Genomic DNA, 16,145 nt, shown 5'->3' on the forward strand with positions numbered 1-16,145 from the left:
GAGCACCGGTGTCACCCTGAGCACCCTGCGCCCCTGCATCACCCTGCGGGCCCTGAGCACCGGTCGCACCCTGAGCACCTGCGTCACCCTGAGCACCCTGGAAACCCTGTGCGCCCTGCGCACCAGCCGCGCCCTGAGGCCCCTGAGCACCGGTGTCACCCTGAGCACCCTGCGCCCCCGCATCACCCTGCGGACCCTGAGCACCGGTCGCACCCTGAGCACCGGTCGCACCCTGAAAACCCTGAGCACCCTGCGCACCAGCCGCACCCTGAGGCCCCTGAGCACCAGTGTCACCCTGAGCACCCTGCGCGCCGGTGTCACCCTGCGCCCCCGCGTCACCCTGGGGGCCCTGGGCACCGGTCGCACCCCGGGGACCCGTATCGCCCTGAGGACCTTGGGCACCCTGGGGGCCCTGGGGGCCCTTCTTCGGGCCAGGCGGGTAGTGGCCCTTGCCCCCGTCGTGCCCACCCCACGGTCCCTGCCAGCCCTGCGGGCCGCAGTCCGCCGGATCGTCGGGGTAGCTCTCCCAGGAATCATCAGGTCCGACACCGTCCTGGCGGACCGTCGACCGGGACGCCGGCCACCCGCCGTACTGGCCCAGCGGACCGGGCGTGCCGGTACGCACGCCCTGCGCGGACGGCGTGGTCTCCAGGGGTGGCGCCGCGACCGCAGGCCCACCCGTCATCCCGACCACGATCAGGGCGGAACTCAGCCCTGAAGCGGCGCGACCACGCTTCAGTCCTCGCCGCAGCCGTCGGCTGTTACTCATGAACCCCTCCAGAGAGCCACCCAGATACCCAGAGTTGCCCTTCTGCGACCTAAGGACGCTTACGGGCGAGTTGCAGCTTATTCGACCGATTCGTCCAATAAGAGGGGTTTCTGCTAAAGCGGGAGGCATTCAGGAAAGGCGGACATTCTTCGTGAAGCTACGGCACGATCCCCGCACCCGAACGTGCCCCGATCGTGGTGCGGCCGGCGGTGGCAACCGGCGGCGATGCGCACACGCCGACGGAACCGTCCGCCTCCGGCGATCGAGGGCGGGTCGGTCTCGACCGGAGTTGGCCGCTCAGTACCGGCCGGGCGGCCACGGGGCGGCCGGGCGGGGGCCGTACCAGCCGGGCGGGCCGTAGCCCGCCGGGTAGGCCGGGGGCGGCGGTGGGGTCAGCACCACCGGGATCGGCACCACCGGCGAGTCCGGGGCGTCGACCGTCCGCTGGCTACCGTCCGGGAACCGCAGGTGGTAGCGCTGACCGTCCCAGACCCCCACCGGCGTCTGCGGGTCCCGGCCGACGAAGAACGACCGGTACGCAGCGATCGTCTCCAGCAACTGCCGTTCCTCCCGCAGGGTGCGCTCCCGCTCCGCCGGCTTACGGTCCAGCCCGCGCCGCATCCCGTCGCGCAACAACGCCAGCCGGGTCGCGGCGAACTGGTAACCGCGCATCGCCCGCAACCCGGCGTCCCCACCCACCCGCCGGGCCCAGGTCCGGGCGGCGTGCCGGCGGGCCAGGCTGCCCAGGGCGGCCACCTCGGGCGGGCTCAACCAACCCGCCCGCACATAGTCCGGCAGGGTCCGCTCGGTGAGCCGCCCCTCCCAGGCCCGCAACCAGACCGCGAAACCGACCATGCCGAAGAAGATCGGCACCATCACTGCGACCATGCCGTAGAAGAAGATCACCGCCTGGCCGGTGGCCTGCACGAGCGTCGGGATGAGGTTCCAGGTGCCGTGCAGCATCATCGCCAGCAGCAGGCCGGCGATCGGGGCGAGCACCCGGATCCGCCGGTCGGCGGTACGGGCGGCGATGCCCAGCCCCACCCCGGTCATCGAGGTGAACAGCGGGTGGGCGAAGCCGAAGAAGAGGATCCGGGAGATGAAGATGACGATGACGTTGCGGACGCCGGTGGCCGGCCCCCACTGGTCGACGCCCGAGGCGTAGCCGAGGCCGCCCAGGTAGAGGATGTTCTCCACCATGGCGAACCCGACGGCGGAGAGCCCGCAGTAGACCAGACCGTCGGTGATCCCGGACCACTCCCGGCGGCGGAAGATCAATAGCAGGATCGGGCCGAGCGCCTTGGTCAGCTCCTCGATGAACGGGGCCACCAGCACCCCGGTCAACGACGACGACACCCCCCACTCCTTGAACAGGGCGGCGAAGCTGTTGTTGACGGTCAGCGAGGCGGCGGTGGAGACGAACGCGCCCCAGGCGAAGCAGAAGATCAGGTACTTCAGCGGCTCAGGTTCGTACCGGTCGAGCCAGAGGAAGCAGGCCACCAGGACCGGCACCGGCAGGATCGCCGCCGTCACCCCGACCAGCAGCGCGTCCAGGCCCAGGTTGGAGCCGAGCGTGTAGAGCATGTAGACCGCGCAGGCCGCGATCAACAGCACCACCCCGGCCAGCGCCAGGACCCGCCGCCAGCCGAGGCGGCGCAGCGGCATCCGGGGCGCGGCGGCGTCCGGCGACGGTACGGCGGGCGCGGGCAGCGGGGGCCCGCCGGGCGGGGTGTCGGCCATGCGGATCAGCGTAGTCATCCCCGGCCCGTTCGGCCGGGCTCTCCCGGTGCGCGGTGGGCGGTCCGGCCGGCGCTGCGGGCGGGTCGGCCCGGTCCGGGGCCGGGTCAGCCCAGCGGCGGCGCGGTCGGGGGTTTCGGGGCGGCGTGCTGCTCGGCCGGACTACCGCCCGGTTTCTCCTTGTCGCCGAACGCCTGCCGGATCAGCCGGTTGGCGTCCTCCTGCTCGATCCCCGAGGCGACCAGCAGGTCACTGGCGGTGGTCCGTACCTGGGCGATCACCACGCTGCCGGAGAACCCGACCCCCTGGTCGTACGCCCGGCCGGCCTCGCTGACCGCGCGCAGCGACCGCTCCCGGGCCCGCTCCGGCTCGTCCCCGACGGCGAACTCGTGCCGCAGCAGGCGGACCGCCTCGGCCAGGTGGGCGACCGCGTCCGGCATCGGCTCCGGCACCGGCTCGTCGTCCTCGATCATGGTGACCGACCGGCGGATCAGGGTGCCGCTGTTGCGCATCGCCCGGTCGATCGGGTCGGCCGCCTCGGCGTAGTGGGTCAGTTCGCTGCGCCGGTGCCACCGGGCCGGGGAGAGCGTGCTGGTCTCCTTGGCTCCCTCGATCGCTTCGGTGAAGGTGGCCAGTTCCTCCTTGTTCTCCCGGAGCCGGTCCAGCGCCCGCTGGGCGGCGCCCCGGTCCCGGTCGCGGAGCGCCTGGGCGCAGACGTCGAGCTGGCCGGCGAGCAGGTCCAGCGCCGGCCGGGCCGCCCGGTTGATCACCCGGAGCGGGTTGAGCGGCAGCAGGATAGCGGTGACCAGGAGGGCGATGCCGCCGCCGACGAACGCGTCGACGAACCGGGGCAGTTCCAGATCCTCGGTGGACGGGCTCAGCGTGACGATCAGCACGGCCGTCGCGGCGGCCTGGATCACCACCGCGACACTGGCCCCGAAGAAGGTGGTGAGCACGATGGCCGCGGTCACCACCAACCCGAGCTGCCAGCCCCCGGTGCCGAGGAAGTAGATCAGCACGTCGCCGAGGAACACCCCGACCGCCACCCCGACGATCAGCTCCACGGTCCGGCGCAGCCGCTGGCCCACCGAGGCGGCCAGGGTGCCGACCGCCGAGATCGGCGCGAACACCGGTTGCGGGTTGCCCAGCAGGTGGTGCGACACGATCCAGGCCAGCGCGGCGGCCAGGCCCGCCTGCACGGCCAGGCCCAGGGCCAGGTGCACCTGGTGCAGCCGGTCGTGCAGGGTGGCCCGGCCCCGGGTGCGCAGGTAGGCCATGGCACCGGCGATCCGCGCGGTGTCGACGTCGTTCCCGGCGTCACGCAGCCCGGCCCGACGCAGCAGCGACGGTTGTCGGTCCCGGGCCAGCGCCATGGCGGGGACTACCCACGTCGCACCGGTTCATCCCTGCGGCACAATCGTCCGGGTGACCGGACTGATCGACAGGTGGGTGGCGGCGGCGCTCGCCTGCGGGGCCGTCGACGGGCCGGCGCTGACCGCCGCCGGGGTCGACCTGCTGGCCCGCTGGCGGGAACCGCACCGGCGCTACCACACGGAGCGCCACCTGCGGGCGGTGCTGGACGTGGCCGACCGGCACGCCGACCTCGCCGACCGGCCGGAGCGGGTCGCGCTCGCCGCCTGGACGCACGACGCCGTCTACGACCCACGCGCGGCCGGGGACACCAACGAGCAGGCCAGTGCCGCGCTGGCCGGCACCCTGCTCACCGGGCTGGGGGTGCCGGCCGCCACGGTGGCCGAGGTCCGCCGGCTGGTGCTGCTCACCGCCGGGCACCGGGTCACCCCGGGCGACCGCGACGGCGCGCTGCTCTGCGACGCCGACCTGGCGATCCTGGCCACACCCCCCGAGGTGTACGACGGGTACGCCGCCGCGATCCGCGCCGAGTACGCGCATGTGCCCGAGGCGGACTTCCGTACCGGCCGGGCGCGGGTCCTCGACGGGCTGCTCGCCCTGCCCGCCCTGTTCCGGCTGCCCCCGCTGGCCGCCCACTGGGAGGAACCGGCCCGCGCCAACCTCCACCGCGAGCTGGCGTCTCTGCGCTGATTAACCGTCCGGCGTCACCGGCGCCCCGGGGGGGGGTTGAGGTGTTTGGGGCGGCGCAGGCCGGCGGCGTACAGCAGGCGGACGATCTCCCGGCTGGGCACCACCCGGGCGCCGAGCCACACCGCCACGGCGAACCGGTCGGCGGGGATGTCGTAGTGGTCCCGGTCGAACCCGCGCCGGGGCACCCCCAGCGTCTCGGCGAACACGTGCAGCTCGGCCGGGGAGACGTCGCTGATCAGGTGCGACCAGAGCCGGCCGCGCCACGGCCAGGCGGGCCGGTCCAGGTAGAGCATGGCGGCCAATCTAGCCGCCGGTTAGCCTCGGCCGCATGGCTGGCTCCCCCCTCCTCGACGACCTGCGGGCGGCCCTCGGCGACGAGGCCGTCCTCACCGACCCGGACCTGCTACGGCTGCACCGGCGCGACGAGGCGGACCTCTGCGCCGCCGGTACGCCGCTGGTGGTCGTCCGCCCCCGGGACACCGCACAGGTGGTGGCCGTGGTCCGGGCGGCGGCCCGGCACGGCGTACCCGTGGTGCCGCAGGGGGCGCGGACCGGCCTGGCCGGCGCGGCGAACGCGGTGGACGGCGCGGTGGTGGTGAGCACCGTCGCGATGACCGCGATCCGGGAGATCGACCCGGTGGCCCGCATCGCCGTGGTGCAGCCGGGCGTGGTGAACGCCACACTGGCCCGCGCCGTCCGGCAACAGGGCCTGTACTACCCGCCCGACCCGGGTTCCTGGGAGTCCTCCACGATCGGTGGCAACGTCTCCACCAACGCCGGCGGGATGTGCTGCGTCAAGTACGGGGTGACCACCGAGTACGTCCTCGGGCTGGAGGTGGTGCTCGCCTCCGGCGAGGTGCTGCGCACCGGCCGGCGTACCGCCAAGGGGGTTGCCGGGTACGACCTGACCCGGCTCTTCGTCGGCGCGGAGGGCACCCTCGGGGTGATCACCGAGGTCACCGTGTCGCTGCGGCCGGTGCCCGAGGAGTCACTGACCATGGTGGCGGTCTTCGCCTCGACCGCCGGGGCGGGTACGGCGGTGGCCGGGATCGCCGCGCGGGGGCTCACCCCGAGCCTGTTGGAGCTGCTCGACCGGACGCACCTGCGGGCGATCGAGGCGTACCGGCCGATGGGGTTGCGGACCGACGCCGAGGCGCTGCTGCTCGCGGCCGCCGACACCGGCCCCCGGGCGGCGGCGGACCTGGCCCGGATCGCCGAGGTCTGCACGGCGGCCGGCGCCGCGGAGGTGTATGCGGCCACCGACGCGGTGGAGGCGGCGGCGCTGCTCCAGGCCCGGCGGCTGGCCCACCCGGCGATGGAGAAGTTCGCCGCCGACACCTACCCGGACGGCAACGGCGGCCTGATCATCGACGACGTGGCGGTGCCCCGGGGGGCGCTCGCCACCCTGCTGGACGGGGTGGCCCGGATCGCCGTCGAGTGCGGGGTGCCGATCGGGGTGGTCGGCCACGCCGGGGACGGCAACCTGCATCCGAACATCGTGGTGGACCGGGCCGACCCGGCGAGCCTGGAGCGGGGCCGACTGGCCTTCGACGAGATCATCCGGCTCGGCCTGGAGTTGGGCGGCACCTGCACCGGTGAGCACGGCGTCGGGCTGCTCAAGCGGGACTGGCTGGCCCGGGAGATCGGCCCGGTCGGCGTCCGGGTGCACCAGGCGATCAAGGCGGCGCTCGACCCGGCCGGGCTGTTCAACCCGGGCAAGGTGCTCTGAGCCGACCCGCCGGACCGGGCGTGGCGGGCCCGGATCGCTCAGCGGGTGGGTTCGGCGGGGGTGGCCTGGGTGAGCAGGAGCAGGATCTCCCCGGCCACCGCCGGTCGTTCCTCGCCCGGGCAGTCCTGCGAGGTGACCAGACCGGTCGTGGTGAGCAGGCTGGAGGTCAGCGCGTCGATGCAGCTCGCCCGGTATCTGCGGGCCTGGTCGGTCTCCTGGGCCAGCCGCGGGTCGGCGAGCAGCTTGTGCAACCGCTGCACCTGCTCGGCGTCGAGGGAGCCGGTCGAGGTGACCCCGTCGCCCGCACAGTCGTCACACTCCCACCGGCCGTCCGGCTCGACGGTCAAGGACCGCAGTGGACCGTCGTCGCCGAGTTTCTGCACCAGGCTGACCCGGTTGGCGGTCACCCCCGGGGATGTCGTCCCGCCCCGGCCCTCCGCTGTGGAACCGCCGTCCCGGTCGGCCATCGCGCAGCCGGCCAGGGTGACCGTCAGGGCGGCGACGGCGGGGACGGTGAGCGCACGCGACCACTGAGGGGGAACCACGCGCGGAACCTATCCCACCCCGGGTGCCGTCCGGAACCGGCCGACCGGACCGCCGCCAGCGGGTGGGACCGCCCACCGCCGGCCCGGCATCGACGGGTGCCGCCGCCCGGGACCGGTCAGCGGGTGGACGTCGGGAGTCCGACGTGGCCACCCTCGACGCCGTCGACGCCCCGGTCGGCGGCGAAACCCCGGACGTCGGGCGCACCCAACCGGGCCGCGTCGGCGGTCGCGTCGTCCGGCATGAGCTGGGACTCCCGCTCCGCCTCGACCCGGGCCCGGTAGTGCGCGATCTCCCGGTCCCGGGTGGCCGCGTCCCAGCCGAGCACCGCCCCCATCAACTCCGCCGTGTGCCCGGCCGAGTCGAGCCCGCGGTGGGTCGTCTCGAAGGAGATCCGGGTACGCCGGGTCAGCACGTCCTCCAGGTGCAACGCCCCCTCGGAGCGGGTGGCGTAGGTCACCTCGGCGGCCAGGTACTCGGGGGCACCGGCCAGTGGTGAGGCGAGCAGCGGGTCGGCGGCGATCAGCGCCAGCAGTTCCAGGGTGAGCGTGCCGTACCGCTCCAGCAGGTGCTCGACCACACCGACGGGGACCCCGTGCCGGCGGGCCAGGTCGGCCCGGTCCCGCCACATCGAGGCGTACCCGTCGGCGCCGAGCAGTGGCAGGTCGGCGGTGCGCGAGGGGCGTACGCCGCCGAGCCGGTGGGCGGCCCGGTCGACCACGTCGGTGGCCATCACCCGGTACGTCGTGTACTTGCCGCCGGCGACCAGCAGCAGCCCGAGCATCGGCTCGAAGACCGCGTGTTCCCGGGAGAGCTTGGAGGTGGAGTCGGCCTCACCGGCCAGCAGTGGGCGCAGCCCGGCGTAGACGCCCTCGATGTCCGCACTCGACAGCGGCCGGTCCAGCACCAGGTTGACCTGGTCGAGCAGGTACTGGATGTCGCGGGCGGAGGCGGCCGGGTGGGAGCGGTCCAGCCGCCAGTCGGTGTCGGTGGTGCCGATGATCCAGTGCCCGCCCCAGGGGATGACGAAGAGCACACTGGTCGCGGTCCGCACGATCAGCCCGGTCTCGCCGGTGATCGCCGAGCGGGGCACCACCAGGTGCACCCCCTTGGACGCCCGGACCCGGATGCCGGGGCGCAGCCCGACGTCGTTGAGCATCCGGGACATGTCGTCGCTCCACACGCCGGTGGCGGCGATGACGGTGCGGGCGCGTACCTCGAACTCCGCGTCCGGGGAGCCGGGGGGTGCCTCCAGGTCGCGGACCCGGACCCCGGTGACCTCCCGGGCCTGCCGCACCAGCCCGACGGCGCGGGCGCTGGTCACCACGGTCGCGCCGAGGCTGGCGGCGGTGCGGGCCAGGGTCACCACCAGCCGGGCGTCGTCGACCTGGCCGTCGTAGTAGCGGATCGCCCCGGCCAGCGCGTCGGCCCGCAGGCTGGGGAAGACCCGGCGGGCACCCTCGCGGGTCAGGTGCCGGTGCAGCGGCATTCCCCGGCCGGTGCCGAAGAGGCCGGCGAAGGCGTCGTAGGCGGCCACCCCGGCCCCGTAGTAGGAGCGGCGGAACAGCCGGGCCGGCAGGTCGCGCAGCCCCCGGCCGGCGGGGAGCGGGATGAGGAACGGGACCGGTCGGACCAGGTGCGGGGCGAGTCGGGTGGCGAGCAGCCCTCGCTCGGTCAGCGCCTCGTGGACCAGGTGGAACTCCAACTGTTCCAGGTAGCGCAGGCCGCCGTGGATCAGCTTGCTGGACCGGCTGGAGGTGCCGGCGGCGAAGTCGCGGGCCTCGACCAGGGCGACCTTGAGCCCCCGGGAGGCGGCGTCCAACGCGGCACCGGCACCGGTCGCCCCACCGCCGATGACCAGCACGTCGAACCGCTCGGACCGCAGCCGGCGCAGGTCGGCGGCACGGCGCTCGGGCGAGAGTTGACCAGCGGCGGATCGGGTCACATTGGGGTCACGCACCCGTCCACCGTAACCCGCCGGGTCCCACCCGCAGCAGGCCTGGAGCCCGCCGAGATCCGCACCGCCGATCCGGTGACACTGAGCAAGACTCCTCCGGATCGCCTCGATGACTCTCCGTAATCAGCTTCTCGCCGACCCCTCCGCCCCTCACACCGCCTCCCCATCGCCGTGACCAGCCCGATCGCCGCATCCCCCGCCCATCCCCCACATCCCTCCCTCGGATCCTTTGCTCTGCTGCTCTCCACGCGACGCGCACGTTCCGTGACCGGTGCGTCCAGGGCAGCAGAGCAAAGGATCCGAAGGTGGAGGTCCACACCCCCACCTTCCGTCACTTTCCGTGACCACGGAACGGTGCCGGCGACCTGGGAGAAGCGACGGAACGCGGGAGGTGGACGCAGCGGCGGACCGGGCGGAGCCGAGCCCACGCGAGGGCGGGGACCGCGCAGGTCCGCGTTTCCCCGGGTCCACCGGCGACGGGCGGGGACGGTCGTCGGACCGGCAAAGCCGTCGGACGGCGACGTGCGTCGTACTGTTTCCGGATGTTGGCCGACACACCACCTCCGCCGGGCTACGGCCCACCATCGGCCGCCGGCCGTCCGTCGAGCCCGTGGCCGGTGGTGGCGGCCGCACTGGCCGGCGGCTGGACGGTCGTGCTCGCCGTCCTGCTCCAGGCGGTCGGCTGGTCGGTCGAGCAGTTGCAGGTGGCCGCGGGATGGGACCGGCAGGCGTGGCTCTGGCCGGCCCTCAGCCTGGCCACCGCCCTGCTGGTCGGCCTACCCGCCCTGCTGCTGGCCCTGCTCCCCCGTTCACCCCGGGTACGGGCCACCGGGTGGGGTTGGCTCGGCGCGGCGCTCGCCCTGCTCGCCCTCGGCTCCCTGCGGGCGCTTCCCCAGGTACACCACGAGCTGTACCTGGCCGCGCTGGCCGCCACCGCGACCCTGCTCGCGCTGCTGACCGCCCGACTGTCCGGCCCGGCCGCCACCACCCCACCCCAGCCCACGGGCACCGCCACAGCCACGGCCACGGCCACGGCCACGGATCGTGCCGGCCGACCCAGGGCGGTCACCCTGTTGGCCATCGCGGCCGGACTGGCCCTGCTGCTGCCGTGGGTGCGGTTCGGCGCGCTGGGCGGTCTGCTGGAGACCGCGCTCGCCGCGCTCGCCGCGACGGCGGTCGGCCTGCTGGCCGCAGCGCTGCTGGGCGACCGGTTCTGGTCCCCCTTCACCGGCGACGGGCCACCCCGGGCCGCCCGTACCGTGCTGGTCGGCGGCCTGGTCGCCGGGGTGGTCCTGCTGCTGGTCGTCGCGGGCACCGGCCACTCCGGCGCCCAACTGCCCGGGTTGCTGTTCGTCCCGCCGCTCGGTTTCGTGCTGGGCGCGTGCCAGGTGGCGGCCCGCCGGGCCGGCGCACCGGCCGGTGCCGCGCCGGTCCGGTGGCTGGTCGGTCTGGCGGCGTTCGGCCCGTTGGCGCTCGCCGACCCGGAGGAGATCTCGGTCCTGCTGGCCACCACCCGCGACGTCCCCTACTGGGTCGCGGTCGCATCCGGCGTCGGGTTCGCCGTCGCGGTCGTGCTGGCCATCGGGTACGGGGTGCTGCTCGCCCGGCCACGCGGGCGCGCACCACGCCGGCTGGTCGCCGCGTCGAGCGCAGCCGTCCTGCTGCTCACCGTCGGCGTGGTCGACGTGGTCGCCGGCCAGCCCGGCCTGCACGGCGAACGGCTGCTGGTGGTGCTCCGCGAGCAGGCCGACCTCACCGGCATCCCCGCCGGTACGCCAGGTCGCGCCGGCCGGGAGGCGCGGACCGCCGAGGTCTACCGCCGACTGGTGTCCACCGCCGAACGCACCCAGGGGGCGTTGCGCCGGGACCTGACCCGGCTACACCTCGACCCGACGCCGTACTACCTGGTCAACGCGATCGAGACCGACGGCGGGCCAGCGGTGCGGGCGTGGCTGTCCGGGCGGCCGGAGGTGGCCCGGGTGCTGGTCAGCCAGCGGCTCCGACCATTGCCCGCGCCGGCACCGGCCAGCCGGGGTGACCGGCCCGCGCCGACCGGGCCGGAGTGGAACATCCGGATGCTGGGCGCCGACCGGGTCTGGTCGGAGTTGGACGTCACCGGGGCCGGGGTGGTGGTCGGCAGTTCGGACTCCGGGGTCGACGGCACCCATCCGACCCTGGCCGCCAACTTCCGGGGCGGCGACGACTCCTGGTACGACCCGTGGGACCACACCCGCGCCCCCACCGACTCCGGCGGTCACGGCACCCACACCACGGCCAGCGCGGTGGGACGCGACGGCATCGGGGTCGCCCCCGGAGCCCAGTGGGTGGGCTGCGTCAACCTCGACCGCAACCTGGGCAGCCCCGCGCACTACCTGGACTGCCTCCAGTTCATGTTGGCCCCGTTCCCGGCCGGCGGTGACCCGTTCACCGACGGTCGGCCGGAGCGGGCCCCCGACGTGCTCACCAACTCGTGGGGGTGCCCACCGGTCGAGGGCTGTGATGCGGGTGCGCTGCGCCCGGCCACCGCCGCGTTGACGGCCGCAGGCATTCTGGTGGTGGCCGCCGCAGGGAACACCGGACCCGACTGCGGGTCGATCGTCGACCCGCCGGCGCCGTACCCCGATGTGCTGACGGTGGGTGCCGTGGGCCGCGACCGGCGCGTCACGGAGTTCTCCAGCCGGGGGCCCGTCGCGGGTGGGGCGGCCAAGCCGGACCTGGTCGCCCCCGGCGCGGAGGTCCTCTCCGCGATGCCCGGCGGCGGTTACGCCGCCCTGGACGGCACTTCGATGGCCACCCCGCAGGTGGCGGGAGTGGTGGCACTGATGTGGTCGGCGAACCCGGCGCTGGTCGGTGACCTGGACCGGACCCGGAACATCCTGCGGGACACCGCGCAACCCGCCGGGCCCGCCGACCTCAGCTGCGGCCCGGTGGCGGCGTCGACCGGGGCCGGTCTGGTCGACGCGTACGCGGCGGTGCGGGCGGCCCGCCGCTGACCGCCCCGGTCGCCGGGGTGAGCCGGCCCGGCTGGGTACGGTCCTCGGACACGGAACGGGGCGGACCGCTCGCGCGGCCCGCCCCGTTCGGCGTTGGAGCTGGACTCAGAAGTCCATGTCCCCGCCACCCGGGCCAGCCGGGGCGGCCGGGGTCTTCTCCGGCTTGTCCGCCACGACGGCTTCGGTGGTGAGGAAGAGCGCCGCGATCGACGCGGCGTTCTGCAGCGCGGACCGGGTCACCTTGGCCGGGTCGATGATGCCCGCGGCCAGCAGGTCGACGTACTCACCGCTGGCGGCGTTGAGGCCGTGACCGGCGTCCAGGTTGCGGACGCGCTCGACGACCACGCCACCCTCCAGGCCGGCGTTGACGGCGATCTGCCGCAGCGGGGCGTCCAGCGCGATCTTGACGATCTGCGCGCCGGTCGCCTCGTCGCCGGCCAGGTCCAGCTTGTCGAAGGCGGTCTTGCCGGCCTGCACCAGCGCGACGCCACCACCCGGGACGATGCCCTCCTCGACGGCGGCCTTCGCGTTGCGGACGGCGTCCTCGATGCGGTGCTTGCGCTCCTTCAGCTCGACCTCGGTGGCCGCGCCGACCTTGATCACCGCGACGCCGCCAGCCAGCTTGGCCAGCCGCTCCTGCAGCTTCTCGCGGTCGTAGTCGGAGTCGCTCTTGTCGATCTCGGCCCGGATCTGGTTGACCCGGCCCTGGATCTGGTCGGCGTCGCCGGCACCGTCGACGATGGTGGTCTCGTCCTTGGTCACCACGACCTTGCGGGCCCGGCCCAGCATGTCGAGGCCGACGGCGTCCAGCTTGAGGCCGACCTCCTCGCTGATGACCTGGCCACCGGTGAGGATGGCGATGTCGGCGAGCATGGCCTTGCGGCGGTCACCGAAGCCCGGCGCCTTGACGGCGACCGACTTGAAGGTGCCCCGGACCTTGTTGACGACCAGGGTCGCCAGGGCCTCACCCTCGATGTCCTCGGAGATGATCAGCAGCGGCTTGCCCGACTGCATGACCTTCTCCAGGATCGGGAGCAGGTCCTTCACCGAGGAGATCTTGCTGTTGACGATGAGCAGGTAGGGGTCGTCGAAGACGGCCTCCATACGCTCCGGGTCGGTCATGAAGTACGCGGAGATGTAGCCCTTGTCGAAGCGCATGCCCTCGGTGAGCTCCAGCTCCAGCCCGAAGGTGTTGCTCTCCTCGACGGTGATGACGCCTTCCTTGCCGACCTTGTCCATCGCCTCGGCGATGATCTCGCCGACGGTGCTGTCACCGGCGGAGATGGAGGCGGTGGAGGCGATCTGCTCCTTGGTCTCGACGTCCTTGGCGAGCTTGGACAGCTCCTCCGAGACGCTGGCCACGGCAGCCTCGATGCCCCGCTTCAGGGCCATCGGGTTGGCACCGGCGGCCACGTTGCGCAGACCCTCGCGCACCAGGGCCTGGGCCAGGACGGTCGCCGTCGTCGTGCCGTCACCGGCGACGTCGTCGGTCTTCTTGGCGACCTCCTTGACCAGCTCGGCGCCGATCTTCTCGTACGGGTCCTCGAGCTCGATCTCCTTGGCGATGCTCACACCATCGTTGGTGATGGTGGGGGCACCCCACTTCTTCTCGAGCACCACGTTGCGGCCCTTGGGGCCGAGGGTCACCTTTACGGCGTCGGCGAGCTGGTTCATGCCCCGCTCGAGGCCGCGGCGAGCCTCTTCGTCGAACGCGATCATCTTGGCCATACGGCGTTGTCCTCCTGGACACTCACGGGCCACCCGGGGGTTTGTGTCCCCGGACGGGCCGCCTGGTGTACGCACCTTGGGGACGTCGCCACCTGGCGACGACGACGTCCTCCTCGGTCGGGCCGGACAGCCCGCGACGACCGGCCATGTGCCACCCGACGCCATCGAGACGCCGATGTGACCGTGGCCCTACCGCCCCGACCATTGGCACTCACCGTATGCGAGTGCCAATGACCTGTTTAGCACTCTCCCCTGCCGAGTGCAAGCACGATGGGGCCGGTCAGCCGAGTTCCGCCACCAGTCGCGCGACGTTCACCGGCCCCTCCTGCGCGCGCTGCTCGGCGTACGTCACGACCAGGCCGACCAGCTGCACCAGGTAGACCGGCACGACCAGCACGGCGCTCACCAGGATCACCGCCACCGCACCCGCGGCGGTGCCGGGCGCGGTGAACGGGTCGGTGCCGAACGGCACGGTGCCGACCGACTCCACCACCCCACCGAGCACGCTGCCGAGCAGCACCGCGAGTGCGACCAGCGCCACCCGGCCGAGCACCATGCCCAACCGGTCGTGGAACATGCGGAACGAGCGCCCGATCGGGTTCTGCCCCTCGAACAGGTAGACCGGGCCGGCGAGGGCGAGGGCGAACGCCAGGTAGATGCCCGGCAGCAGGCACAGGCAGAAGCCGACGCCGATGAGCAGGCCCAGCACCAGCATCCAGCCCCACAGGCCGAGGCAGCGGCGCGCGCCGTAGCGCAGCGCGCCGGGCAGGTCGGCCGGCTGGCCGGCGGCCTGCCGGGCCACCACCCAGGTGCCACCCGCCCAGCCGATGCCCTGCACCACCCCGAAGGCCAGCGCGACCAGGAACACCGAGACCCCGTAGATCACCAGGTCACTGAGGTAGCCGTCGGGAATCGAGCCGTCGGCGGGCAGCGGGGCGGCGTCGGGCCCCGTGCCGAGGGAGAGCAGGGACACCGCCACCGCCGGCACGACCTGGGTGAGCAGCATCAACGGCAGCAGGGTCCGCCAACTTCGACGCAACGCTCCGGTGCACCGGGCGAACCAGCCTTCCAGCCCGGCGTACGGCGGATTGACCAGCGGGTCCGCCGGCCCCCAGGAGCCGCCCCCGGCGACCGGCGGATGACCCCCGAGCGGCGGATAGCTCCCGAGCGGCGGGAAACCGCCGTCGGCACCCGGGGGATAGCCCGGGTACGGGCCACCGGGAGCCGGATAGCTCCAGCCCGGCGGCCCCGCTGCGGACGGATCCCACGACGGCGGACCCCACGAGGGTTGGCCCGACGGCGGCCCCCCGGGCGGCGGACCCCACGAGGGTTGGCCCGACGGCGGGCCCCCCGGCGGCGGGCCCCATGGTCCGCCCGGCGACCCGGCAGCGGGGCCGGGTGGACCCGGAGGTGACTGGTCGGACATGAACCCTCCTCAGCGAGGACGCCTGGACGGTTCACGATCTTTCCCCGCACCGACCCCCGCCGCCAACCGTCCCACGGGTGGCCCGGCGGGTGGGACCCGCAGGACAGGTCAGGCGATGACGCGGACCCGTTCGGCCTGCGGCCCCTTCTGACCCTGGGCGATCTCGAACTCCACCCGCTGACCGTCGTCGAGCGCCTTGTAGCCGTCCATCTCGATGGCGGAGAAGTGGACGAAGACGTCCTGCCCGCCGTCGACGGCGATGAAGCCGTAGCCTTTTTCGGAGTTGAACCACTTGACGGTGCCCTGTGCCACGGTGCACTTCCTCACTCTGCGCGGCGTTCCACAACCCCGGGATGCCGGCGGGCCGACAGCGGAGAACCACCGTTTCGGCGATCGGTGAAGGCCGCTGAATCGGTGACCGAAATCGCACGCTACACGAGGAGTGACGACCGCGCACGACCTCAAATCGGCCTAAATCGGACGGGTATCGACCCGGTTACCCATCGGCGTTCATCGCTGCGGTATGCATGCGCACATGACATCTGCCCCGGCCCCACCGGTGACCCGGACGGCACCCGTGCACCGGGTGCGCCCGCAGGACGCCGCCCGGATGCGGGCGCTGCGGTTGGAGATGCTCGCGGATGCGCCGCTGGCCTTCCTGGAGACCGTCGCCGAGGCCGCCGCCCGCCCGCACGCCGACTACGCGGCCCGGATCGCGTACGTGTCCCAGGGGTGCCACACCGCCCAGTTCGTGGCCGATCCCGGCGGCCGGCTGGTCGGCCACGCGGGCGGCACCGTCGCCCCCGACGAGCCGGACCTGACGGTCGTCTACGCGGTCTACGTGAACCCCTCGTGGCGGGGCACCGGCCTGCTCGGCGCGCTGATCGACGAGGTCGCCGCCTGGTCGCGCGCCTGCGGCCGACCACAGCTCATGCTCGAGGTGGTGGTCGGCAACGACCGTGCCTACCGGGCCTACCACCGTCTGGGCTTCACCGACACCGGCGTCCGCGTCCCGCACCCCAAGATCCCCGCCCTCACCGAACTCCAGATGCGCCGCCCCGCCTGACCCCCACCCCAAACCCCAGGCCGGGCCGGGCCGCGCCGGGCTGGGCCGCGCCGCGCCGGGCCGCGCCGCGCCGGGCCGCGCCGCGCCGGGCCGCGCCGGGCCGCTCGGCGGCGGGCCGGGCCGGGCAGGGCGGGGC

Annotated in this window: 12 protein-coding genes and 1 pseudogene; 4 read left to right on the forward strand and 9 right to left on the reverse strand. The window is 73.8% G+C overall.

The genetic code is table 11. The features are described 5' to 3' along the window. The 3 genes and pseudogenes from AB0C22_RS29110 to AB0C22_RS29120 form a co-directional block, all read right to left on the reverse strand. Positions 1 to 294 (reverse strand): hypothetical protein (locus AB0C22_RS29110; RefSeq protein ID WP_357538116.1); only part of this gene is annotated, 294 nt, incomplete at its 3' end. Between the two features lie 772 nt (positions 295 to 1,066). Next, positions 1,067 to 2,546 (reverse strand): annotated as a pseudogene (locus AB0C22_RS29115) (PrsW family intramembrane metalloprotease); the annotation flags it as partial. Positions 2,547 to 2,613: 67 nt separating this feature from the next. Next, positions 2,614 to 3,873: an FUSC family protein gene (locus AB0C22_RS29120; RefSeq protein ID WP_357538129.1), complete on the reverse strand. Its 1,260-nt coding sequence runs from the start codon at positions 3,871 to 3,873 to the stop codon at positions 2,614 to 2,616. Positions 3,874 to 3,931: 58 nt separating this feature from the next. Between AB0C22_RS29120 and AB0C22_RS29125 the strand changes: the two genes are divergently transcribed. After that, complete coding sequence (locus AB0C22_RS29125) at positions 3,932 to 4,567, forward strand: metal-dependent phosphohydrolase (RefSeq protein WP_219464935.1); 636 nt, start codon at positions 3,932 to 3,934, stop codon at positions 4,565 to 4,567. Between the two features lie 14 nt (positions 4,568 to 4,581). Here AB0C22_RS29125 and AB0C22_RS29130 read toward each other — a convergent pair whose 3' ends face one another. After that, positions 4,582 to 4,860 carry a DUF4031 domain-containing protein gene (locus AB0C22_RS29130; protein ID WP_357538118.1) on the reverse strand — a complete coding sequence of 93 codons (279 nt, stop codon included), beginning with the start codon at positions 4,858 to 4,860 and terminating at the stop codon, positions 4,582 to 4,584. 35 nt (positions 4,861 to 4,895) lie between these two features. On the opposite strand from AB0C22_RS29130, the gene AB0C22_RS29135 reads away from it, so the two are divergent. Next, the gene (locus tag AB0C22_RS29135; protein ID WP_357538120.1) at positions 4,896 to 6,296 is read left to right on the forward strand and encodes an FAD-linked oxidase C-terminal domain-containing protein; all 1,401 of its coding nucleotides are present in this window, start codon (positions 4,896 to 4,898) and stop codon (positions 6,294 to 6,296) included. A gap of 38 nt (positions 6,297 to 6,334) precedes the next feature. Here the strand turns inward: AB0C22_RS29135 and AB0C22_RS29140 are convergent, their stop codons facing one another. Continuing rightward, positions 6,335 to 6,841: a hypothetical protein gene (locus tag AB0C22_RS29140; RefSeq protein WP_219464941.1), complete on the reverse strand. Its 507-nt coding sequence runs from the start codon at positions 6,839 to 6,841 to the stop codon at positions 6,335 to 6,337. Between the two features lie 116 nt (positions 6,842 to 6,957). Beyond that, on the reverse strand, positions 6,958 to 8,784 hold the full coding sequence (locus AB0C22_RS29145; RefSeq protein WP_219470411.1) for a glycerol-3-phosphate dehydrogenase/oxidase: 1,827 nt from the start codon (positions 8,782 to 8,784) through the stop codon (positions 6,958 to 6,960). 554 nt (positions 8,785 to 9,338) lie between these two features. On the opposite strand from AB0C22_RS29145, the gene AB0C22_RS29150 reads away from it, so the two are divergent. Continuing rightward, positions 9,339 to 11,789: a S8 family serine peptidase gene (locus tag AB0C22_RS29150; RefSeq protein ID WP_357538122.1), complete on the forward strand. Its 2,451-nt coding sequence runs from the start codon at positions 9,339 to 9,341 to the stop codon at positions 11,787 to 11,789. A gap of 105 nt (positions 11,790 to 11,894) precedes the next feature. Here the strand turns inward: AB0C22_RS29150 and groL are convergent, their stop codons facing one another. From groL to AB0C22_RS29165, 3 genes are all read right to left on the reverse strand, one after another. Beyond that, the gene (gene groL / locus AB0C22_RS29155; protein WP_208567850.1) at positions 11,895 to 13,517 is read right to left on the reverse strand and encodes a chaperonin GroEL; all 1,623 of its coding nucleotides are present in this window, start codon (positions 13,515 to 13,517) and stop codon (positions 11,895 to 11,897) included. A 280-nt stretch (positions 13,518 to 13,797) separates the two neighbouring features. Next, the gene (locus tag AB0C22_RS29160; protein WP_357538124.1) at positions 13,798 to 14,556 is read right to left on the reverse strand and encodes a hypothetical protein; all 759 of its coding nucleotides are present in this window, start codon (positions 14,554 to 14,556) and stop codon (positions 13,798 to 13,800) included. 495 nt (positions 14,557 to 15,051) lie between these two features. After that, positions 15,052 to 15,255, reverse strand: a complete 204-nt coding sequence (locus tag AB0C22_RS29165) for a cold-shock protein (RefSeq protein ID WP_067305333.1) — start codon at positions 15,253 to 15,255, stop codon at positions 15,052 to 15,054. Between the two features lie 223 nt (positions 15,256 to 15,478). On the opposite strand from AB0C22_RS29165, the gene AB0C22_RS29170 reads away from it, so the two are divergent. Further along, positions 15,479 to 16,009 (forward strand): GNAT family N-acetyltransferase, encoded by a 531-nt coding sequence (locus tag AB0C22_RS29170; RefSeq protein ID WP_219464947.1) that lies wholly within the window; start codon positions 15,479 to 15,481, stop codon positions 16,007 to 16,009. Positions 16,010 to 16,145: the final 136 nt, after the last annotated feature.

Origin of the sequence: Micromonospora sp. NPDC048894, assembly GCF_040649765.1 — a bacterium.
Classification (GTDB): Bacteria; Actinomycetota; Actinomycetes; order Mycobacteriales; family Micromonosporaceae; genus Micromonospora; species Micromonospora antibiotica.

What these genes read in the sequence shown, in the direction of transcription:
- groL (WP_208567850.1), bottom strand. Translation starts at nt 13,517, where the DNA reads ATGGCCAAGATGATCGCGTTCGACGAAGAGGCTCGCCGCGGCCTCGAG.
- AB0C22_RS29170 (WP_219464947.1), top strand. Translation starts at nt 15,479, where the DNA reads ATGACATCTGCCCCGGCCCCACCGGTGACCCGGACGGCACCCGTGCAC.
- AB0C22_RS29135 (WP_357538120.1), top strand. Translation starts at nt 4,896, where the DNA reads ATGGCTGGCTCCCCCCTCCTCGACGACCTGCGGGCGGCCCTCGGCGAC.
- AB0C22_RS29150 (WP_357538122.1), top strand. Translation starts at nt 9,339, where the DNA reads ATGTTGGCCGACACACCACCTCCGCCGGGCTACGGCCCACCATCGGCC.
- AB0C22_RS29130 (WP_357538118.1), bottom strand. Translation starts at nt 4,860, where the DNA reads ATGCTCTACCTGGACCGGCCCGCCTGGCCGTGGCGCGGCCGGCTCTGG.